Source organism: Bacteroidota bacterium (genome assembly GCA_013360915.1).
GTDB lineage: Bacteria > Bacteroidota > JABWAT01 > JABWAT01 > JABWAT01 > JABWAT01.
In genome coordinates this window covers 1-21,904 of record JABWAT010000012.1, presented here as the reverse complement: position 1 = coordinate 21,904, position 21,904 = coordinate 1, and the positions used below count along the sequence as shown (strand labels likewise).

The 21,904-nt window shown below is 49.7% G+C and carries 19 protein-coding genes; 14 read left to right on the top strand and 5 right to left on the bottom strand.

From position 1 onward, the window contains the following. Nucleotides 1–12 precede the first annotated feature (12 nt). The 4 genes from HUU10_11945 to HUU10_11930 all read right to left on the bottom strand — a co-directional run bounded on the left by HUU10_11945 (nt 13) and on the right by HUU10_11930 (nt 3,745). On the bottom strand, nt 13–714 hold the full coding sequence (locus tag HUU10_11945) for a glycosyltransferase family 2 protein (GenBank protein ID NUQ82313.1): 702 nt from the start codon (nt 712–714) through the stop codon (nt 13–15). Further along, the gene (locus tag HUU10_11940) at nt 711–2,195 is read right to left on the bottom strand and encodes a hypothetical protein (protein ID NUQ82312.1); all 1,485 of its coding nucleotides are present in this window, start codon (nt 2,193–2,195) and stop codon (nt 711–713) included. Before HUU10_11940 ends, HUU10_11945 begins: the two co-directional genes overlap by 4 nt. Nucleotides 2,196–2,270: 75 nt before the next feature. Then, entirely contained in the window at nt 2,271–3,389 is a 1,119-nt protein-coding gene (locus HUU10_11935; GenBank protein NUQ82311.1) for a PQQ-dependent sugar dehydrogenase, read from the bottom strand. A 5-nt stretch (nt 3,390–3,394) separates the two neighbouring features. Then, entirely contained in the window at nt 3,395–3,745 is a 351-nt protein-coding gene (locus tag HUU10_11930; GenBank protein NUQ82310.1) for a DMT family protein, read from the bottom strand. Nucleotides 3,746–3,888: 143 nt separating this feature from the next. Between HUU10_11930 and HUU10_11925 the strand changes: the two genes are divergently transcribed. From HUU10_11925 to HUU10_11890, 8 genes are all read left to right on the top strand, one after another. Next, nucleotides 3,889–6,030 (top strand): FAD-dependent oxidoreductase, encoded by a 2,142-nt coding sequence (locus HUU10_11925; protein NUQ82309.1) that lies wholly within the window; start codon nt 3,889–3,891, stop codon nt 6,028–6,030. Between the two features lie 376 nt (nt 6,031–6,406). Beyond that, nucleotides 6,407–6,694, top strand: coding sequence for a glutaredoxin family protein (locus HUU10_11920; GenBank protein ID NUQ82308.1), 288 nt, complete (start codon nt 6,407–6,409; stop codon nt 6,692–6,694). Then, the gene (locus tag HUU10_11915) at nt 6,691–7,425 is read left to right on the top strand and encodes a DUF547 domain-containing protein (GenBank protein NUQ82307.1); all 735 of its coding nucleotides are present in this window, start codon (nt 6,691–6,693) and stop codon (nt 7,423–7,425) included. Before HUU10_11920 ends, HUU10_11915 begins: the two co-directional genes overlap by 4 nt. Beyond that, complete coding sequence (locus HUU10_11910) at nt 7,415–8,104, top strand: TIGR04283 family arsenosugar biosynthesis glycosyltransferase (GenBank protein NUQ82306.1); 690 nt, start codon at nt 7,415–7,417, stop codon at nt 8,102–8,104. Before HUU10_11915 ends, HUU10_11910 begins: the two co-directional genes overlap by 11 nt. A 9-nt stretch (nt 8,105–8,113) precedes the next feature. Then, the gene (locus HUU10_11905; protein NUQ82305.1) at nt 8,114–8,446 is read left to right on the top strand and encodes a carboxymuconolactone decarboxylase family protein; all 333 of its coding nucleotides are present in this window, start codon (nt 8,114–8,116) and stop codon (nt 8,444–8,446) included. Further along, nucleotides 8,443–9,444 carry an arsenosugar biosynthesis radical SAM protein ArsS gene (gene arsS, locus HUU10_11900; GenBank protein ID NUQ82304.1) on the top strand — a complete coding sequence of 334 codons (1,002 nt, stop codon included), beginning with the start codon at nt 8,443–8,445 and terminating at the stop codon, nt 9,442–9,444. The genes HUU10_11905 and arsS overlap by 4 nt, the downstream gene beginning before the upstream one ends. Beyond that, nucleotides 9,441–10,115, top strand: coding sequence for a DUF2064 domain-containing protein (locus HUU10_11895; protein NUQ82303.1), 675 nt, complete (start codon nt 9,441–9,443; stop codon nt 10,113–10,115). Before arsS ends, HUU10_11895 begins: the two co-directional genes overlap by 4 nt. A 58-nt stretch (nt 10,116–10,173) precedes the next feature. After that, complete coding sequence (locus tag HUU10_11890; GenBank protein NUQ82302.1) at nt 10,174–10,914, top strand: sterol desaturase family protein; 741 nt, start codon at nt 10,174–10,176, stop codon at nt 10,912–10,914. A 228-nt stretch (nt 10,915–11,142) separates the two neighbouring features. Here the strand turns inward: HUU10_11890 and HUU10_11885 are convergent, their stop codons facing one another. Further along, a complete protein-coding gene (locus HUU10_11885) occupies nt 11,143–12,066 on the bottom strand; it encodes a TerC family protein (protein NUQ82301.1) in 924 nt (307 codons plus the stop codon). A 138-nt stretch (nt 12,067–12,204) separates the two neighbouring features. Between HUU10_11885 and HUU10_11880 the strand changes: the two genes are divergently transcribed. The 6 genes from HUU10_11880 to HUU10_11855 all read left to right on the top strand — a co-directional run. Further along, the gene (locus tag HUU10_11880) at nt 12,205–13,581 is read left to right on the top strand and encodes an aminotransferase class III-fold pyridoxal phosphate-dependent enzyme (protein NUQ82300.1); all 1,377 of its coding nucleotides are present in this window, start codon (nt 12,205–12,207) and stop codon (nt 13,579–13,581) included. A gap of 88 nt (nt 13,582–13,669) precedes the next feature. Further along, nucleotides 13,670–16,525 (top strand): acyl--CoA ligase, encoded by a 2,856-nt coding sequence (locus tag HUU10_11875; protein ID NUQ82299.1) that lies wholly within the window; start codon nt 13,670–13,672, stop codon nt 16,523–16,525. Between the two features lie 7 nt (nt 16,526–16,532). Beyond that, nucleotides 16,533–18,356 carry an AMP-binding protein gene (locus tag HUU10_11870; protein NUQ82298.1) on the top strand — a complete coding sequence of 608 codons (1,824 nt, stop codon included), beginning with the start codon at nt 16,533–16,535 and terminating at the stop codon, nt 18,354–18,356. After that, nucleotides 18,337–19,278: a hypothetical protein gene (locus HUU10_11865; GenBank protein ID NUQ82297.1), complete on the top strand. Its 942-nt coding sequence runs from the start codon at nt 18,337–18,339 to the stop codon at nt 19,276–19,278. Before HUU10_11870 ends, HUU10_11865 begins: the two co-directional genes overlap by 20 nt. Beyond that, the gene (locus HUU10_11860; protein ID NUQ82296.1) at nt 19,259–20,413 is read left to right on the top strand and encodes an MBOAT family protein; all 1,155 of its coding nucleotides are present in this window, start codon (nt 19,259–19,261) and stop codon (nt 20,411–20,413) included. The genes HUU10_11865 and HUU10_11860 overlap by 20 nt, the downstream gene beginning before the upstream one ends. A 605-nt stretch (nt 20,414–21,018) precedes the next feature. Further along, nucleotides 21,019–21,904 (top strand): phage integrase SAM-like domain-containing protein (locus tag HUU10_11855; GenBank protein NUQ82295.1); only part of this gene is annotated, 886 nt, incomplete at its 3' end.

Below are 21,904 nucleotides of genomic sequence, written 5' to 3'. Positions count from 1 at the left end.
TCGGAAACCCAATCATCCGGGAAAAACATTGTACCGGATGATGCAGTAAAACGCCCGGATTCCATCCTTCCATCCGATTTTTTTCCCTTCCTCATAGCTGCGGCCAAAGTAGGAAATGCCCACTTCATAAATGCGGATTCCACGGATCTTACTGATTTTGGCAGTGACCTCCGGTTCAAAACCAAAGCGGTTTTCCCGCAGGCGGATAGATTGAATTTTCTCCCTTCGGAATACTTTATAACAGGTTTCCATGTCGGACAGATTCAGATTGGTGAACATGTTGGAAACAAAGGTCAGAAACTGGTTTCCAACATAATGCCAGAAATACAGCACCCGGTGGGCTGAACCACCCATGAATCTTGACCCATACACGACATCGGCATCGTCTGATAAAATAGGTGCAAGCAGGGAAGGATATTCCCGGGGATGGTATTCCAGATCGGCATCCTGAATGAGAATCAGGTCACCGGTGGCCTGGCTGATTCCGGTTCGGATAGCGGCCCCTTTTCCACGGTTTTTCTGATGAGTGAAAATCCGGATGGACCGATCATTCAGCGACGCCAGAATAACGGGCGTTTCATCGGTTGATGCATCATCCACCAGAATAATGTCCTTTTCCAGTCCACAGGTGTCGGCTGCACGAATTCTTTCAATAACCTGACGAATGGTTCGGGCCTCGTTGAAAACCGGTACGATGATGCTGATGGATGTCATTGGATGCTTTTCTGCATTTCAGTCACATGCAGAATCAGTACCAGCCACGCAAGCTGAACAGCATGGAGGGGTAACTGATACCGGTAATGAAACGGATGACCCCAGATACTGCCTCCAAGATAGATGATGGTGAAACCAGCCAGGGTTAGCATCAGCAGCCAGGGAAATTGATGGGCTGGAACCTGAAATCTGATTTTCACCAGATAAATCAGCGAAAAAATGAGCAGGCTCCAGGTGATCAGTGACACGACAGGAACAATCGGCCGGATGAGCTGACCATACCAGTCCATATTCACAGAAAAAGTTCGGGTATCAACGCCATAAACTTCACGGATTTTTTTTACCTGGGCAGATGGATTTGAGAAGCCACCTTCAACAACTCCCGGCCAGAATACATTCAGAATATTGGGCCACAGATAGTGCCTGAAAAACAATCCCGGATGATTCCAGATGAGGTAATCGGCATAGAGCCCCAGAATTTTACCAGTGAAAAGCCAGGTATAGGTATAATTTTTAATCGGATGGTTTTTCTGAATAAAATCCATCACTGTTTTTCCCGCATGAGCTGGATTCCAGATAAACTGTGTGGTCATTACCGATGTTTTGTTGTAGAATGAATCGGGTTTTGCCAGAATAAACTGGTGAAGGGGAATGAGAGCGGGCAGAATTCCCGGAAGACTATCCTGCCGGATATATGGAATGACAGACACCGCATTATTGGCCTTTGCCCAGTTACCAAACTCGGAATACGTTCTGATACGGAATCGTTCTTCCATGGCGGTTTCAGTCATTTGTATAGAAACAACCAGCACGGTTACCAAAGGCACCAGAATCAGAATGGATTTCCATCGGTGAGCGAAAACCAGTGCAATAATGGCAGGGATCAGGTACACCAACCCGATATAACGAGTATTGATTATCAGAAAGAACGCGAGTGTGAATCCAACCGCCGAAAGGATTGAAAAGCGGTTAATCAGAACAATCAGGAACCCGGTATAAGCAAGGGTAAGGCTCAGGAAAAAGGAATCGCTCATGATCATGGTATGGGTGAACCAGACCGAAGGAGCCAGCCAGAGAAAGGCATCGGGCAACCAACCCATCCAGCCGCCGGGAAGGGAATAGAAATACCGGAGTGTCAGCAGTAAAAACAGACCAGTCAGCAAATAAAGGAATGCGTGAACAAAAACGGTAAAGTGCAACGAGGGCCATAGACCATTAATTCCACCCAGCAACCAGGAATAGCCAATGGGACGGAATCCGTTTAAATGAAAAAATTCGGATGAAACCACGTAGCTTCCGGAATCGCCGGTAATAACCGGATCGGGGTAAGTGGCAATTAACAGGAGAAAGCAAACCAGCCAGATGACCAAACCAGCCAACAGATGCAGCTTTGTTTCCCGATGTGACAGAAAACCAGCCAGCGATTTCTGTTCAGCCTGAATGAGGATCGGAGTATTTTTAAGGGACAACTTTTTGGCCATGATTAAAAATACACCGGTGTGAAGCGTAATTAAAAGGAACCGGGGATATTATGGTTAGGGCAGTCTGAAGGCACCTCACTTACCGACTGGCATCAGACGGTAAATCTTTCCAGGGTTTTCTATGGAAAAATAGATCCATCCATCCGGACCCTGAGCAATGTCTCGCACACGGCCGATTCCAGGAAGCAATTCCTCCTGTCCAATCACAGAATTCCCATTCAGAATCACCCGACGGATGTGAGTGTAACTGAGCGATCCTGCCAGCAGGCTGCCTTTCCACCCGGGATACCGATCGGAGGTAACCAGTTCGAGCCCGCAGGGAGCAATGGATGGCGTCCAGACCAGCACGGGTTGTTCCATCCCTTCCTGGTGGGTTTTGTCGGTAATTTTGGTCCCGCTGTAATTGACGCCATAAGTGATTACCGGCCAACCGTAATTGATCCCTTTCCGGATGATATTGATTTCATCTCCGCCCTTGGGTCCATGTTCATGGGCCCACAGAATTTGCCGTGTTGAATCCCACAACATGCCTTGCGGATTCCGGTGACCATAGCTGTAGATACTTGGAATCGCCCCCGCTGTTTTTAAAAACGGATTATCGGAGGGGATCCGGCCATCATCATGGAGACGGTGGATTTTACCGGAGTGGTTGGTTAGATCCTGAGCATTTTCCTTGCTGCCTCTTTCACCAATGGAAAGAAACAGATATCCGTCTTTATCAAAGGCAATTCTCGAACCAAAATGGACATTTCCGCCGGATGGAGGGGTTCCTGTCAGCAGTATTTTTTGTTCTGACAGGGTGGTTCCGTTCAGTTCGGCCCGCATCAGCCGTGTGTTTCCTTCGCGTGAACCCTTGGTCGTGGTGGAGTAAGACAGATAAATCCAACGATTTCTGGCAAAATCAGGATGGGCTTTAACATCGAGAAGTCCCCCTTGTCCATTCAGCCAGACTTCGGGGACACCAGTGACTTTCTGAAGGGGTTTACCCGGAGCGGAACGATAAAGGGTTCCCGGTTTATCGGTGATAAGCCAATCACCGCCGGGAAGAAATTCGATGGCCCAAGGACTGGTCAGGCCAGAAACCATTTCTTCCGCACGAACAGGGGAAGAAGTTGGTGGTGTCTGATCGGCGTTGTGAAAAAGCCAGGCAGAACCGATAAAAAGGAAGGGCAGAAGAGATGGAATCAGATTCATGATAATCAATGAATTTTATCGCGGAACATGAAGTAAACCGCACCCAGCAGGCAGAGTCCGGCCCACAGGTAGTCAAGTTTCAGAGGTTCCTTCAGGTACATCACTGAAAAGGGAACGAATACCGATAGCGTGATTACCTCCTGAATAATTTTCAGCTGACCGACCGATAAGGTGTTGTAGCCAATGCGGTTGGCCGGCACCTGAAGCAGGTATTCGAACAGGGCAATGCCCCAACTGACCATGGCGGCGATAATCCAGGGCCGGTTATTCAGTTCCTTCAGATGGGCATACCAGGCAAATGTCATAAAGACATTGCTGAGGATGAGCAGGGATATTGAAATGAGAACGTGATTCATAGGGTTTCCGTTTATTTTGCAAAAATACGGAAAAGCAGGATACCAAGAGTTGTGAGTGACCAAACAGGTTGGTTTCCTGAAAACGATGCATGGTTGTAAGGAATTCCAAAACCAACCGACCAATCCCAAAAACAGGACTATCGATGAAAAAAATCCTGATACTGCTTCTGCTTGTCGTGATACTGATCGCCTGGTTTCTGCTGCCTGCAGAGATGAGAAATCAATTGTCGCTTGCTGGTGTCCAGGCAAATCTGCAAACATGGTCCCGGTGGGTTGATCAAAACCTGATTGTCGCAATCATTTCATTTGGATTGATTTACGCGGTGTCGGTGGCCTTCAGTCTGCCGGTGGCGACGATTCTCACTATATCAAGTGGCGCCTTGTTTGGATTCTGGATCGGAATGCCACTGGTGGTGGTGTCTGCCTCGGTTGGGGGGCTGATCGCTGCCTGGATGGCCCGAACAGTGTTGCGGGACTGGGTAATCAGGAAAGCCGGTTCAAGGCTGACAGCCTTTGATGAAGGTGTAAAAAAGGATGGGGCCTTTTACCTTTTTGCCCTCCGTCTGGTTCCGGTCTTTCCCTTTTTCCTGGTGAATCTGGTATCAGGACTCAGCGCCATACCATTGCGCACCATTTTCTGGGTGACGGCGCTGGGAATTATTCCGGGCACATCGGCTTATGTTTTTGCCGGACTTCAGATTTCCCACCTGTCCAGTCTGAGTGGCATTTTGTCACCGGGCATGCTGGTGGCATTCACCATTCTTGGCATTACGCCATTGATATCCAAAAAAATTCTGACCGGAATTCAATCACGGAAAGTGTACAACCGGTTTAAAAAACCAAAGCAGTTTGACTATAACCAGATTGTCATCGGAGCTGGCGCCGGCGGATTGGTGACAGCTTACATCGGCGCGACAGTCGGTGCGAAAGTTGCCCTCATCGAACGGCATAAAATGGGTGGCGATTGCCTGAATTATGGGTGTGTTCCATCGAAGGCGCTGATACATGCGGCACGTCTGGTGCATGATGCCGGTAAAGTATCAGAGTTCGGAAGCAACGCCGTGTCTGTCGATACAGCAAAAGTAATCGAACGTGTGAAACGGGTGATCAAAGCCATTGAACCCCATGATTCGGTTGAACGGTATACGGGATTGGGTGTCACAGTGATTCGCGGTGATGCACGATTGGTCGATCCGTGGACGGTGGAAGTGAATGGGACTAAACTAACCGCGCGGACCATTGTTCTGGCAACCGGCGCTGAACCGCTTGTACCTCCATTTCCCGGTCTGGATCGGGTCAGTTGGGTGACCTCCGATACGCTCTGGAATCTGGATGAATTGCCTGCTCATCTGGTCATGCTGGGAGGCGGTCCCATCGGTGTGGAGTTGTCTCAGGCATTAAACCGGCTGGGGACCCGGGTCACCATCGTGGAAATGGCATCGCAGATCATGGGCAGGGAAGACCGGGATGTGGCCGATCTGATCCGAAATAAATTACAATCGGAGGGCATTCAGATTCTTACCGGTCGAAAGGCCCTCAGGTTTGAGAAAACAGCAGGAGACCAGTCTGTTCTGATTCATGCGGCAGCTTCAGGCGAGCCGGATGAACAGTCGCTTGCCTTCGATACAGTCATGCTGGCTCTGGGCAGAAAATCCCGTCAGGGATTTGGTATGGCAGAACTGGGAATTGCTTTGCGGAAAAACGGTACGATTGAGGCCAATGACCTGATGCAGACTAATTTTCCCAACATTTATGTTGCAGGTGATGCAACAGGTCCGTACCAATTCACACATGTAGCTGCCCATCAGGCGTGGTATGCGGCGGTAAACGGATTGTTTTCTCCGTTCTGGAGTTTCAAAGCCGATTACCGGGTGATTCCGTGGGTGACGTTTACCGATCCGCAGGTGGCACGGGTTGGTTTGTCTCTGACCTCAGCAGCCGAATCGGGAATTTCTGTTGAGGAAACAACGTATCATTTCGATGATCTGGACCGGGCGATTGCTGATGGAGAAACGGCCGGATTTATCAGGGTGTTAACACCACCAGGAAAGGACTCCATTCTCGGGGTGACCATCGTGGGCGACCAGGCAGGTGAATTGCTGGCCGAATGGGTGTTGGCCATGAAACATGGCATCGGATTGAATCAAATTCTGGGAACCATTCATGCCTACCCGACCAAAGCCGAATCGGCCAAGTATGTCGCCGGTGCCTGGAAACGGGCTCATAAGCCTGAGAAACTTCTGAAATGGACAAAGTGGTTTTTTGAGTTAAGTGTGAAAAGTTAGAAGAAAATTCAAGGGAGCAGAGAACAGAAATCAGTGATCAGTAAAAACCCGGACCCCGAATGCCGAATCCGGTGGTTGCATTTCGACTTCGCTCAATGACCAAAGTTTACCCCGATGAAGTCGGGGAAGCCACAAGGATGAGGATTGCTGAAAGTCCGGCACTGACGGATATCGAGGGGACAAGGGTTTTAAAGTGACAAGTGACAAGTGACGAGAAAATACATTTGACTGGTGATTGGTGAATGGTGATGGAAAAACCCGGACTCTGAGGTGAAAGTTTATCCCGATGAAATCTGGTAAGTGCGGGGACCGGAAACAAAAAAAACCGGAAATTGAATAATTTCTTTGATCCGGAAAAATTTTTAAAGGAATTAACATGCAACCATTAATTGTGTATTCAGCCTCGTGGTGCAATGACTGTCAGGCTTTGCGTTCCTGGATGGATGACCATCACGTGAATTATGAAATACGGGATATTCAATCGGATCCGGTTCATCGCGATAACTTACGAAACGGAATCGGGAAAGAAGCCGTGCCGCATTTACTCATGAACGGGCAATGGATTCGTGGCTATCAGGTGGGAAAAGCCTTCGATCCGGAGTGGTGCCGTGATCTCTTTACCCGGTTGGAAATTCCATTCAACAGTCGGAAGGTCAGTATATGACACTTGCTGGTTTTCTGCTGCTGTTTACCCTTTCCTTTGATCACAATTTTGCAGACTGGGATGCACTGTTGAAACGATATGTAACGGTGACTGAAAACGGAAAAGTGACCCGGGTCGATTACACCGCCCTGAAAAAAAAAGAAGCCGAATTGGATCGGGTGCTTGTGACTCTCAGCAGGGTTTCACAACAGGAATTTAACAAATGGACCCGTAATCAGCAGCAAGCCTTTCTGATAAATGCCTATAATGCCTTCACCTGGAAACGGATTTTGCTTGATTGGCCTGTAAATTCAATCAAAGATGCTGGTGGATGGCGTGGGCCATGGAAAACTGCTTTTTTCACCCTGCTTGACGAGGAACGGCACCTCGATTGGATTGAACATGAGCAATTGCGTCCGGTGTACAATGATCCGCGCATTCATTTTGCGGTGAATTGTGCCAGCAAAGGATGTCCTCCGTTGCGTGGGGAAGCCTATCGGGCCAGCGACCTTGACAGACAACTAGAAGAACAAACAAGGTTGTTTTTATCGAATACTGCCGAAAACGAAGTGAATGTGAAATTGAAAACACTTCGCCTGTCGAAAATCTTTGATTGGTTTGAAGATGATTTTACGCAGAACAATCAATCTGTCGGGAAATGGGTGAGTCAGTACCTGCCTGAAATGGCGAAAAGTTCCTTTAAATGGAAAGTGACCTACACCGATTATGACTGGTCTCTGAATGGAAAGTAAGACCGTTACCATCATCATTCCGGTCTGGAAGGATGCAGATCCGTTAAAACGGTTGCTCGCTGAGTTGGTTATCCTGAATCCACAACCGGAAGTGATTGTGGTTCAGACTGAAGAAGAAGTTCCGTTTTCAGCAGATCCGGTCTGGGAAAAAAATCTGATGGTACTCTGTGCTCCAAAAGGACGTGGGTCGCAAATGAATGCAGGTGCCCGGGCTGCTTCCGGAGATGTTTTTTTATTCCTTCACGCCGATTCCATTCTGATGCATGATTTCTGGGAATCTTTTCATGACTGGTTGGTACATGCTCATGATGTGATGGGTGGTTGTTTCCGGTTCAGTTTGCCACATGCGACTGGATTCTGGCCACGCCTATACGAAATCATGGTGTGGATCCGGGTCAATGGATTGAACCTGCCCTACGGTGATCAGGGTTTTTTTATCCGACGACTGGCCTGGAATCAAGCCGGCCCGTTTCGCGACTGGCCGCTGATGGAAGATCTGGAATGGTGGCGCCGGGCTGGCAGGAAAATACGGCTTAAAAAATTGTCCATTCCGCTTGGAACGTCATCCCGTCGGTTTGAACGCCGGGGATGGGGGAAAAGCGCCATCCGGAATATATCTATTCTGACTTTGTATTTACTTGGAATAAAACCTGAAACTTTAAAAAAACTCTACACTTAGGAGACGTTCATGGCCGATTATTATGATTCCAAAGACCTGAAGAAATTTGGGAATATCACCCGGGTCAATCCTGAACTCGGGAATAAATTCTTTGACTATTACAATGCCTCAATGGCTGAAGGTGCATTGACAGCCCGCGAGAAATCCCTCATTGCGCTGGCAGTCGCTCATGCACTGAAATGTCCGTATTGCATCGATGCCTACACGTCTTCCTGTCTCGAAAAAGGGGCCGATGAGCAGCAAATGAGTGAAGCGGTCCACGTGGCAGCTGCTATGGCTGCCGGAATTTCACTCGTTCACTCGGTTCAGATGATGAACCACATCGATAAACTGAGTATATGATCCGATCCAATCCGGCCGATCAGATTCCGTTTCTCACTACCCAGTCGGTCTCCTTCGCCGATCGGGTGGCTCAGGCTGGGTATCATCCGCTGAAGCCAGCAAAGGACATCCGTATTCTTCAATTGAACGTGGGTAAATGGTGCAATCAGGCGTGCAGGCATTGCCATGTGGACGCCAGTCCGATACGCACAGAAACGATGCCGGAATCCGTTGCCCGGCAGTGCATGGAACTGGCTGCTTCCATTCCATCCATCGATACGGTGGATCTGACTGGTGGTGCACCCGAAGGACATGCCGTTTTTCAGTATTTGGTGACTGAATCGAAACGGCTGGGTAAGAAGGTGATTGACCGGTGCAACCTGACCATCCTTTCCGAGCCAGGTTTTGAATGGGTGTCGCCATTTCTGGCCGACCATGAGGTGGAGATAGTGGCGTCGCTACCGCATTTTTCACAGTCGCGTACCGATCAGCAACGCGGACTGGGGGTGTTTGACCGGTCTGTAACCGGTTTAAAGCGCCTGAATGAATTGGGATACGGACGGTCACCGAAACATCCGCTGTATCTGGTTTACAATCCGACCGGATTGTTTCTTGCTGGCAATCAGGGTGAATTGGAACGGGAATACAAGACGGAGCTTAAACGTCGGTTTGATATTGAATTTACTGGCCTTTACGCATTGAATAATCTGCCGGTCAGCCGGTTTCTCGATTCGCTGGTTCGTGCAGGTAAGCTGGAAGATTACATGGAAGTGCTTACCACCAACTTTAATCCCGGAACCATTGACGGCCTCATGTGCCGGCATCAGATCAGCGTGGGATATGACGGATCGGTGTACGATTGCGATTTTAATCAGATGCTGGAACTGAAAGTGGCAATAACACCCACTGTTTTTGACTTTGATCCCGATCTGTTTACGCAGCGGACCATCATGACGTACGATCATTGTTATGGCTGCACGGCTGGTGCAGGCTCTTCCTGCGGAGGGTCCATTCAGTGAGTAAAAGCCATCTGGCCTGTTTTGTTAAAACCCCTGACCTGTCCCCGGTTAAGACACGACTGGCAGCAGACATTGGGACTGAAGAGGCGACCCGATTTTACCACCGGTCTGTGGATGCAGTTCGTCAGTTATTTGACAGCCTGAATCAGGAAACGACGTGTACCTGGGCCGTTGCAGAATCCGACGGACTTGCTCATCCGCTGTGGGTGGGGTATCCGGTTCTGTCACAGGGAGTGGGTGGATTGGGAGACCGGTTGGCGTGGGTTCACCAGCAGCAACGAAAACTGGCAGGCCTTACTCTGATGATTGGCAGTGATGCGCCCCAGGTCTCTGCAGAATTGATACGACAAACGGTGCAGGTATTATCGGTTTCAGATGTTGTGTTTGGCCGGGCCGCTGATGGCGGATTCTGGATAGTGGGTTCCCGCATTTCCATTCCGGATTCTGTATGGAAATCCGTTATTTACAGTGATTCTGCAACCATGCGGTCGTTGGTTGATGCCATTATTGGATGGAAACCTGCAGTCACAATAGATACTGATTCGCTCCCGGTCCTGACCGATGTGGATACCCTCGTCGACCTGCAGATTCTGCCATCAGAAATGAAACACTGGAATCCGGCTCTGTTACATGAATGGAAAGAGGACCTGATTTCCTGGATAGGTGATTAACCAGGTGACTCTTTTTCCGGTATTCCTCATCTGATCTGCAGTGCTTTCAGAGGATGTTATGATTGGTCCGATTTTCCTTGTCACTTTTCTGGTGATCTTTCTGCTGATCGGTGAGTGGAGACCCCGGTTACCGGTTCGGATATCCCGGATGAAACGATGGATGATAAATATCGGAAGTGGGGCAGGGGCTTCACTGGTTGCCGGTCTGATCTGGTTCCTTCCGCTGAAACTGATCCCTGATTTTTCCCTGAACGGACTCGATGCGATAAATCCCGACGCCTTCAACTGGATGCGGCTGATTCTGCTGTTTCTGGTATATGATCTGGCCTTATGGGGCTGGCACAAGCTGATGCATGAGGCCGACTGGTTGTGGGTATATCACCGGTTTCATCATCTGGATGCCGAACTGGATACCACCACCGGACTGCGTTTTCATCCCATGGAATTTGTTCTTTCCGGGGCCTGGAGATTGGTGATATTGCTGATCCTGAATCCGTCACCCGCCGAATGGCTGCTGGTGACGCTCACCGCCTCCTCTTTTGCCTTGTTTCACCATAGCCGGATCCGGTTGCCCGCTAAACTGGATAACCTGCTGTCGCTTGTTGTAGTCACCCCCGACTGGCATCATACCCATCACCATCCTGACCGGGCCACCCATGATTCGAATTACGGCGTGATTCTGACTGCCTGGGACCGGCTGTTCCGGACAGCACGGCAGGCACCGGATGAACGACTTGGACTTTATGGAGCTTCACCTACCGATTCCTGGTCGGTGGGTGCAATGATGAGGTTGTGGTAGAGGGTACCTGTTTCAGGATGATGGAACCGGACTGCCAACAATATTGATATTTACCTGGGATATAGATCCCTGCCTGCTTAGGGGTAACAGACCTGACGCCAGAAAGATGGGCGTTTTTAGATCAAGTTTTGGATCGGAAGGAAATGAGTGTGGTAATCAAACCAGCCCGAATAGGGAGGGAAAGGCGGAACACCCGCCTTTCCTGGTCCAATTATTTTCCGGTTTATTTTAATGCTGAGGCTTCGCTGGTTTCCAGATCAGAGATGCAACAATGGCGATGGCAAGAATGCCACCCACGATTCCGAGTGAAAGCAGAACCGGAATTTTGATCCAGCTGACGATGATCATCTTAATTCCCACATAAACCAGAATCACGGCCAACGCATATTTCAGGTAGGTGAACAGATTCATGATGCCAGCCAGCGCAAAATACAGCGATCGCAGACCAAGAATAGCAAACACGTTCGAGGTGTAAACGATAAACGGATCGGTGGTGATGGCGAAAATGGCCGGAATGGAGTCAACCGCAAACACCAGATCGGTGAATTCGATCACCAGTACCACGATGAAGAGCGGGGTTGCCCATAGTTTGCCATCAATCCGTGTGAAAAACCGGTTGCCCTGATAGTCGGGAGTGACATTGATAAACCGCTTGGCCAGTTTCACCAGCGGATTTTTCTCTGGCTCCAGCTTCTTCTCTTCTTCCAAGCCCATCTTCAGACCGGTCAGGATCAGGAATCCGCCAAAAATGTAAATGATCCAATGAAACTCCTGAATGAGCGCAGCGCCCGCCAGAATCAGGATAAAGCGCATGACCAGCGCGCCGAGAATCCCCCAGAACAGGACTTTGTGCTGATACTCGGAAGGAACAGCGAAATAGGTAAACACCATGACGAAAACGAAAATGTTATCGACGCTGAGGGACTTTTCGATCAGATAACCCGTGAGGAATTCCACTGCCTTGGTGGACCCCATGTACTGCCAGACACCCAGATTGAAAACGAGAGCAAGACTGATCCAGATGGCGCTCCAGATCAGCGCACTTTTTACCGTGACGGTTTGCGACTTGCGGTGAAAGACCCCGAGATCGAGCAGCAGCAATATCAGGATGAAGGCATTAAAAATGACCCAGTGCCAGATGGTGATTTCCATGGAGTTCCTTTAAAATAAAACCAGTATAACATCCGGTCAGCCTGTTTCGTTTCCGGATTGTCAGGGGATCTTCGTCAAACTGTCGGTTTCCCAAGTGTGATAATGGTCATTGAAATGTAGTGTTTGTATCTTACATAAATGAAGTCTAAACAAGAAAACCAGATAAACCGCCCGGATCCTCCACCTGAAACCATTCTGGAAAACAACCTGACTTACACTCTTTTTCCCTGGAGCAAACAGAAGGGTCTGAATCCCCTGGTGATTGACCGGGCGGAAGGCGTGTATCTGGTGGATGCTACCGGCAAGCGCTACCTCGACTTCTCATCCGGATTAATGAATGTGAACATCGGACATGGCAATCAGCGGGTGACGGATGCGGTCGTGAAACAGATGCAAAAGGTCAGCTATATCACCCCCGGGCATGTGACAAACGTTCGCGGCAAATTGGCTAAAAAACTTGCTGAATTAGCAGGTGAGTCCTTCGGGAAAACCTTGTTCACGGTTTGTGGAGCCAGTGCGGTGGAAAACGCCATCAAACTGGCACGGATGGCAACGGGCCGTCATAAAATCATTGGCCGGTACCGGGCTTTTCATGGTGCATCGTATGGTGCGCTTTCTGCTGCCGGCGATCCGCGGCGTCTGGCCATGGATTCCCAGCAGGTTCCAAACATGATTCATGTGGAAGATCCCTATTGTTACCGGTGTCCGTTCGGGCAACAGGTCGGAGCCTGCAGGTATGAATGTGTTTCACACATCAGACGGATCATTGAATTTGAGGGCCGGGAAAGCGTCGCCGCCATCCTCATGGAAGGGGAAAGCGGGACGAGCGGATGTATTAAGTATCCGCCTGACTATTGGCGGCAGCTCAGGGAACTCTGCGATGAGTACGGCATTCTGCTCATTGCCGATGAAGTCATGTCTGGCTTTGGCCGCACCGGTAAGTGGTTCGGATTCCAGCACCACGGCGTTGTACCCGACATGATCACCATGGCAAAAGGCATCACCTCGGGGTATCTGCCACTCGGTGCACTGATGATCAGTAACCAACTTGCAGCACTGTTCGATGATAAAGCGCTCATGCTGGGATTAACTTACGCCGCGCATCCGGTCAGTTGTGCTGCTGCGCTCGAAGTGCTTTCCATTTATGAAGATGATGAGTTGATTAACCGTGCTGCCGAAACGGGAGCACTTGTTGAACATCACGTTGCTGGATTGATCGCCCGGCATCCATCCATTGGTGATTTCAGAAATACCGGACTGTTGGGCTGTCTGGAACTGGTGAAAGACCGGCAAACAAAAGAACCGCTGGTGCCCTACAATGCAAAACCTGCAGAAATGGGCGTGATGAATACCATTGCCAGCCGGTTGCGGGAATTGGGTTTGTTAACTTTTATCCGGTGGAATTATGTATTTATTGCACCCCCGCTGACCATCAGTCCGGAGGAACTTCAACTGGGAATTGACAGGTTGGATGAAGCACTGTTGCTGGCTGATGAGGCCATTGGAAAAAACTGATGTTCCGATCCGTAACCATATTCAGTTCAACTTCTCCAGACAACGACCCGAGCAGAAACCTAACCAACCAGACAGGACACGTTTAATCATGGATTCATTACTGATTTGTCCACGCTGCCAGGAACCACTGGAACGACGGTCAACGGGTATTCTCATCAGGGAATCGGCTTTCGACCTGATGATGTGCGGGAAATGCGTCACCGCCACCCCGGCTGTGGGAAGACTGTATTTTTTCACCGAGACGCGCGACATGCTTTCCGATGATCTGGTGGGACCGTTTCAGACATTGATTAACCTGCTCGGTCAGCCACCAGCGGTCTATGAGGATTTTCTGGAGAAGAAGGCAGCCCGCAAAGTGTATGATATTTACGCCGGTATGCAGCCGTTCAATGAATCCTCAGTTGCCTTCGAACCCTTTATTGAAAAAATCACTCCGCGGTTAAAACCCGGCGAGGTTATTCTCGACACCTGGTGCCGCACCGGCTGGACTCCCGGCTACCTGAGCGGATTGTTTCCCGATCAGCAGATTGTGTCGGTATGGGAAGGAAACAATGATACACTTGGCTATCCCGGTTTCTGGTATTGGTATGGCGAAAACCGGTTGCCCGACAGGGTTTCGGTTCTGTTTCACTCCATGAATCAACCGCTTCCCCTTCTCAGCCAGTCGGTGAAACTGGTGTACGGTCTCGATACCATGCACCGGTACTCCATGAGCAACGTGGTGAATGAGTTGCTTCGGCTGCGCACATCAGACGGACTCATTTTCTTCCCACACGTTCACATGTCGAACCACGAACCCGATCCCTTTTTTGAACGGGGCGGATCCATCCGGCATGGAAAAGAGTACGACTTCTACTTTAAAAAACGCCTGAAAGACCTTCCGCTGAAAGGACTGGTCCTTTCCGAACCGGTGCTGTATGATCGCCCCGAAACCATTCAGGCAGAATCCTCTCCCGATCAGCCGGAATACAACGGTCTGCTCGCCATTCTTCCCAATTCGTTTCCTGTTGTTCCGCTTAAAAAACGCCCGGTTCCTGGTCTGAGTGGCTCCGATCTGCACATCATTGTCAATCCGGCCATCCGGCTGGATCTGAACCGTGGAATCGCCACGCTGGATCCGGCTTACCGCAACGACACGGTCAGCTACTTTCTGTTCCGGCATCCTATTTTCAAAAAACAATTCAGTGACTTTCCGGTTGATCTGTCGGTAACCGACTGCAAAATCCTGTACCTGGCCGGGGAAGGATTGTCGGTCGATGAAATCCGGCAAAAACTCCCTCTGCCTGAATCCGAATTCGAGTCCAGACTCACACACCTCATTGATTTGAAAGTGTGTTCGGTTTTCCGGGTACCCTCTTCCACCTTCCGGTTGCAGTTTCTTCATTCCACCCAGCAGTTGCACACCTCCATGGATCAGATGACGCTGGCCCATCTGTGGAAAAAAACGCAGGATCACGCTCCTGATACCCAATGGCTGGTTTCAGGAGCAGACGGATCGGGTTATACCTTTTCGCAAGCCGATGAACTGGTTGGTCTTATCAGAAACCGGTTGTTGCAGCAAAGATTCCGGCCGGGTGACCGTATTCTGATTCAGTCCCCCTTTCAGGAAGAGGTGGCCCTGATTATCTGGGCGGCTGTTCTGGAAGGCATGGTGGCGGTTCCCATCGATCCGGCCCTGCCTGCCGACAACTGTCAACGGATTATTGAACAGGTGAAACCGTCACTCATATTTGCGCATCCTGGTTCGCCGGTTACCAATGTGACACTGACTGTTCCACTCATCGAAACCGATGATCCTGAAGTAAACAACAGCGGCAACTTCCCAACGCTTTCCGGCTGGCTCGAGGAATCGGATGGTGGGTCCTATCCGACCAGGTCTCCGGGACCCGAAGATCTGGCTGTTATTTTGTTCACATCTGGAACAACCAATCTGCCCAAGGGAGTTTGTCTGTCTCACCGGGCTATGTTCCGCAGTACCTGGAATGCAGAAAAAGCATTCGGGATGAATGAAGAAACCCGTTTTCTCTCACCCGGCGATGCCTTTACCATGAGCGGACTCAGGAATCCGGTCTTTGCCACCGTTGCAGCCGCTTGTCCGGTCATCATTGCCCCGGCGGAAGACCGTGGCCATTTACCGGCCCTGCTTGATATCCTCTACCGCAATCAGGTCACCCACATGAGCACCGTTCCTGCGTTTCTAAGACAGGTGCTGGCTTTCAGGGAACACCTTCCTGTTTATGCATTTAATCATCTAAAGCTGGTTCTCTGCACCGGAACGGCACTTCCGGATGCTGTGAAAACCGGATTTGAACAACTGACATCCGTTCCGGTTTTGAACTATTACGGCCTGACGGAAACTTCGGGTATCTGCGTGTCACAACGAGCCGGTGAAGAACCGGTACCGGATTCCATTGGTAAACCGGTCGATTGTCTGGCGCATGTATTAGATCCGGATGGAAATCTGATACGGGATGATCAGCCGGGCGAACTGGCCATCTTCAGTCTGAATCTCATGTCGGGATACTGGAATCAGCCGGGATCCAATCCCGGAACGGGATATTTCTTCACAGGCGATCGCGTGGTTCGTCTGCCTGGCGAGGATATTCTGATCAAGGGACGGATTCGGGACATCATCAAAACCCGGGATGGCAATATTCTGATTCCGGATGAACTGGAATCGGTTCTGGTTGCACATCCCGATGTGGAACATGCAGGTGTGGTTTCAAAGACGAGTTCAACCGGTGAGGAGCGTATTTTTGCAGCTTTGGTTCTACGCACGGGCGTTTCCATCGACTCCATTCAATCTGGTTTGAACCAGTTTATCACCAGTCATCTGGGGCCGGGGAAATTACCCGACCGGTATTTCAAAGTGGAATCCATTCCCTCTGGCGTAAATGGAAAAACACTGCGCACACAATTAGCCAATTTGTTACCCACCGATTAAGGAAACCATGCTGAATCCTCAATTACTTTTCAAGCGCGCTTTTCAACCCGATTCACCCGATGATCTGTATCTGATTACCGGGAGCGGACAGTACACGTATGGTGATCTGGCGTTGGCCTGCCGCCGGTTCAACGCCTGGCTGGTTGCCAATCATTCCTCTGATAACGAGATACTGATTGCGCTTTCCGATCCATGGCATCAGGCGGTGGTGATTTACACGCAGTTGCTGTCGGGCAAACCCGTGCTGATTGCCGATGCCGGAACCACGCCTGCCGGATTGAAATCGCTAATTGAAAAAACCGGCGTGAAAGTGGTCGTTTCGGATCAGACGGTTCCCGGAGTGTCCGCTGAAGTCCGTGTGCTGACTCCCGGTTCCGCAGTCAAAAAAACCGGGTCCCTGCTTTCGAAATTTATCAAAACCACAGCACCCGATTCCGCGGCAGAACCATCACTGGTCTCGATTCTTTCTTCCGGTGATGCACTTAATCCGGCCCCGGTTACTGTCCCATCCGAAACGTTGGCTTACGTGTTATTTACCTCGGGGACGACATCAGAACCCAAAGGGGTCATGATCTCTTACGGAGCACTGATTGCCCATCTGGAAACCTTCCGGAACGTTTACGGATACAAACCCGGCGACCGGATGCTGAATATTTTACCCGGTCATCATGCTGATGGTCTGATTCAGGGTTTGTTTCTGAACGCCTGGTGCGGATCGGCCTGGGTTCGACCATTCGGATTTTCCATTCAAACCATTCCCGACCTGTTTCAGGCTTTCAAACGGTATCGGATCACCCATTTCGTGACTGTCCCGACCATGCTGATGTTCATGCAGAAAATGTCGGAAGGATTCACCGATTCGCTGAATAGCCCCGATTTCAGATACTCCCTTTCCAGCGCCAGTAAACTGGAAGTGTCCTTATGGGAATCGTTTGTTTCCACCTTCGGAAAACCCCTGTATAATATGTACGGTCTTACCGAATCGGTTACCGGTGGCATTTTTTGCGGTCCGTCTGCTGATATCATGAAGATCGGAACCATTGGTAAGCCGGTGGATTGTGAGATCCGGATTGATCGGGAACCCGGTCAGGATTCCGGACCGGGTGAATTATTTCTGAGGGGCCCCAACCTGTTGACTGGATATTACCGGAATCCGGCAGCAACATCAGAAGTGATGGCAGATGGATGGTTTAAAACCGGTGATCTTGCAATGGTGGATGAAGATGGATTTGTTCACATAACCGGCCGGAAGAAAAACCTGATCATCCGTGGTGGAGTAAATGTGTATGCCGAAGAAGTGACGGCTGCTATTAACCGGAATCAGGCCGTGCTGGAATGTCTCGCGGTCGGATTTCCCGATGACACCTGGGGTGAGCGGGTTCTGGTAGCCGTTCATCTAAAAGAAGGTCAGCATCCATCCGAACAGGATATTCTTCAGGCAAGCCGGGAGTTTCTGGCCCCCGAGCACGTCCCCGATCAGATTGTGTTTCTGGGTGATTTACCCAAAGGTCCGGCAGGGAAAGTTAAAATCAACGAAGTCCGGGAATTGATTCAGAAGAAAATCAGCGAAGGTGCGTCCCATCCTTCAAACGCCACTGATACCCACGACCGGGTGTTCCGCATTGCCGCAAAGGCATTCAGCAGTCCGGTTCAATCGTTGACCGAGCAGACCAATGCGGCTTCGACCCGCGGCTGGGATTCTCTCGGTCACATGAACCTGGTCACAGGACTTGAAAAGGAATTTGGCATCCGGTTTTCGACCCGGGATGTCATTTCCATCGATTCACTCGGAACCGCTATCCGGATGGTCAATGAACGACGTAAAAACTGAGCAGCGGTTTCCCGGCCCGGGTGTCTGGCTAACCGTCCTTCTGGCTGCTGGAGGCCTGGCAGTCTGGTTGCTGTCGGCAGAAACCGGAGCTATTAAGGCGGCATTGAACCAGCAGGCACAGGAGCGATTGCTGCAAATCAGAACCAAAACCGAAACCCCGGTTGTGGTATTTCTGGGCTCCTCGATTCTGAAACATGCGGTTCCTTTCGATAACTCCTTTGAAACAGCATTTACCCAAAGGACAGGAAAAGTCGTAAAATCTGTCCGGTTCATTCGGTATCAGGGATCGGCATTGGACTACCTGCCTGTATTGGATATGATTATTCAACATCCGCCCGATTTGCTGGTGATTGATCAGTCCTTACTGCTGACGAACCGACCGACACCGGCCGAAAGTCCGCTTGAAATTTTCAGGGGAAAGATTCGATCACTTGCCGGAGCAGAGGACAATTTTCTCAAATTTGCCCTCCGTGCCAATTCTCCCGAGGATGAGACAGAATTTCTGACCAATAAAAGAAACAAGCGTCAGCTGAAACGGGAAGTAAAACCAGAGGAACTGGAATCGAAAGCAGATGGTCTCAGCCAGGGTTTTCTTTCCGATCATCCACTACTGTCTCCCGACCTGATTCAGCGCTTGCTCGATCTATCGGCAATGGGCACCCGAATCCGGATTCTGGTATTGCCTCGAATTGCCCAATTTGAAAAAAACCCAATTTTAGTTGGATTGAAAACCCAATTCACGTCCGAATTCAGCCGTGCGTTTTCAGATAGTCAGGCAGTTGCTATCTGGCCGTCCATTCCGGTACCTGAAAACAGGCTGTTCCGTGATCCGGGACATCTGAACATTCAGGGCCGCCGACAGTTACTTCCTGCCATTATTCAACTGGTCAATCAGGAGGTGTATGCAGATTCTGTCCGTTGAATTCACCCTTTTTCTGACCGGATCCATTCTGCTGCTTGCCGTGGCTAACCGGCTGGCCTGGCCCTGGCTGATGGCGTTGACCGGAATGGTGTTTCTGGCCATCATGATGCCATGGTCTCTGGTGTTTTTTGGGTTTTCAGCCGTCAGTGTCTGGTGGTTGATAAGAACCGGATCGTTATCCTCCGCTGCCTGGCTGGCCGGACTTTCGATTCTCGCTGTTTTATTTGTGGTTAATAAATGGCTGACCGGGCAGGGACCCGACGTATCACCGGCCTGGATGCTGGCAACCATCGGCGTCTCTTACCTGATACCCAAGGCCATTCATCTTCTGACAGAGGTTTATAAGGGAAAGGTGGAATCTCTGTCCTTTTCCGGCTTTCTGGCCTGGTTGTTTTTTCCACTGACCATGCCGGCTGGTCCCATTCACGGTTACCCCGACTTTGAAACAAACCGTCAAGCACATTCATGGTCTTTGGATCAGGTTTCTGAAGGACTGGAGCGACTGCTTTTTGGGTATTTTAAAATTGTGGTACTGGCCAATTTTCTGGTTTCGATGAAGTTTAATCAGTGGCTCAATAGCGGTGCCGTCACCGATCCCGGGCTGGCTGGTTATCTCGATTGCATCCGGTATGGAGCTAACCTGTATTTCCAATTCTCGGGCTTTACCGATATCATTCTGGGAGCGGGGCTTTTGGCCGGATTCCGGTTACCCGAAAACTTTAACTTTCCTTTTTTGGCCGTCAACATCAATGAGTTCTGGAAACGCTGGCACATGTCGCTTACCGACTGGACCAAACGATATGTGTTTTTTCCCATTTTTGCCCAGACCAGAAATGCCTATATCGGTGTGATCTGCACAATGCTGGTGATCGGGTTGTGGCATGAACTTTCCTGGCGATATCTGTTGTGGGCGTTGTATCATGGTGCAGCTATCGCCATCTGGCAATGGTACCGGTCGGTTCGGCCTGCACCTGAAAGCAGTCCCTGGTGGAAACGGGCCATCAGTATTGTCTTTACCCTTCAGGTGGTCATCCTCAGTTTTGCCATCACCAAGGAACACAGTCTTGAAAAATCCCTGACCATTTACACCGACTTATTCCATACCATCGGGCGTTATGTATTCTTTTTTATGTAAATACCTTCCCAAACCTCTCGCCAATGGACTCATCACCGTTGTGTACCTACTGATGATTCTGTTCATCCTCTACGCCCTGGAAACACCGGGAGCCGAATTCCGGTATTTTGGGTTGTGAGATATTAACTTAAACGACTTTCCTATTTCCTCGCATGAAAATCACCACACCCTTTTTGTAGCCTGAACATTCAGATGCTCCGGGGCGACCACATCCACATGCCAGGAGATTGGTGCATGTTCGTTCAGTTTTGAAGCCAGGTTCCGGGCAGGTTGTAAGGGACAGGCAGGTTCGCAGATGGCGACTTCAATGTCGCAACCTGATCGGGAAAACCCGGTTAAACGACACTGAGAAAAGTAAACCAGTTGAAACAGATTGATACTCAGGGCGGAGTGTCAGAAAATTGACACAACAACCAAAAAACGGTCAAAAAAGAGCCAAAAAGGCATAAATCAGTGGAGGTGGCGGGATTGCCCCTTGCTTCCTATTGTTGTTGAATGTATTGAAAATTAATAGTTTTTGGTTGTCAAACTGTATATTATTACAGTGTTTTCCTCAATTCGATTGCATCACATTGACCCAGAATTGACACACAGGCTGACACATCATGGCAACAATAAACTTCTACCTTTGGCATCAAAGTACTGATGGCCTCCGTCCTATTTTTCTTGTCTACCAGGATCGGGGGAAAAAATTCAGATTCTATACAGGCGAAAAGATTGATCCCCGATTTTGGGACGAAAAGACCCAAAGAGTAAAAAGAAATGCGCGTGGCTCAATAGAGCTCAACCTTCTTTTACAGGCATTTGAAGATAGACTTCGGAAATATGTAAGGCAAGAACGGGCGGAAGGGCGGATGCCATCTGTCCAAAATGTCTCAGACTTCATCCGGCCACAAGAAACGGATCAGAAGGACTTTAATCGTATAAAATTAGATTTTCTCGAGCACAAAGCACCTTACTCAAAGGAAGCTTCAATGAAAATTTATAGGGGAATGTTCACCCACTTGGAGAGCTTTTTCAACCATCTGAAGCGAAAACCAGACTTAGCTGAACTCAACCCTGAGTTTTTGGATTCATACGTTAGCTTCCTTTATAACAAGAAGGGAATGACCGATAACACAGTCCATAAGCAAATCGGAACCTTGCGGACCTTTGTGTCATGGGCGAACAAACGGGGAGCCGGCATTCAGGGGGACTTCAGCGAGGTGAAGGTTACTAAACGCGAAGCCGCCAAAGTTTACCTGACAATGGAAGAGTTGAAGAACCTGGCCAGTTGTACTCCGGACTCCCAACGCCTGGAGCACGTCCGGGATGTGTTCATTTTTGCATGCGTGACCGGACTGCGTTATTCGGATTTGGCTCAGTTGGCACCCGAACATATATTCACATCGATAAGCATCAACGGCCAACCGGTACGGGAAATCAGGATGAACATGGTCAAGACCGAAAGGGTTGTGACGATCCCGCTCAACCGAATGGCTCTTGAAATAT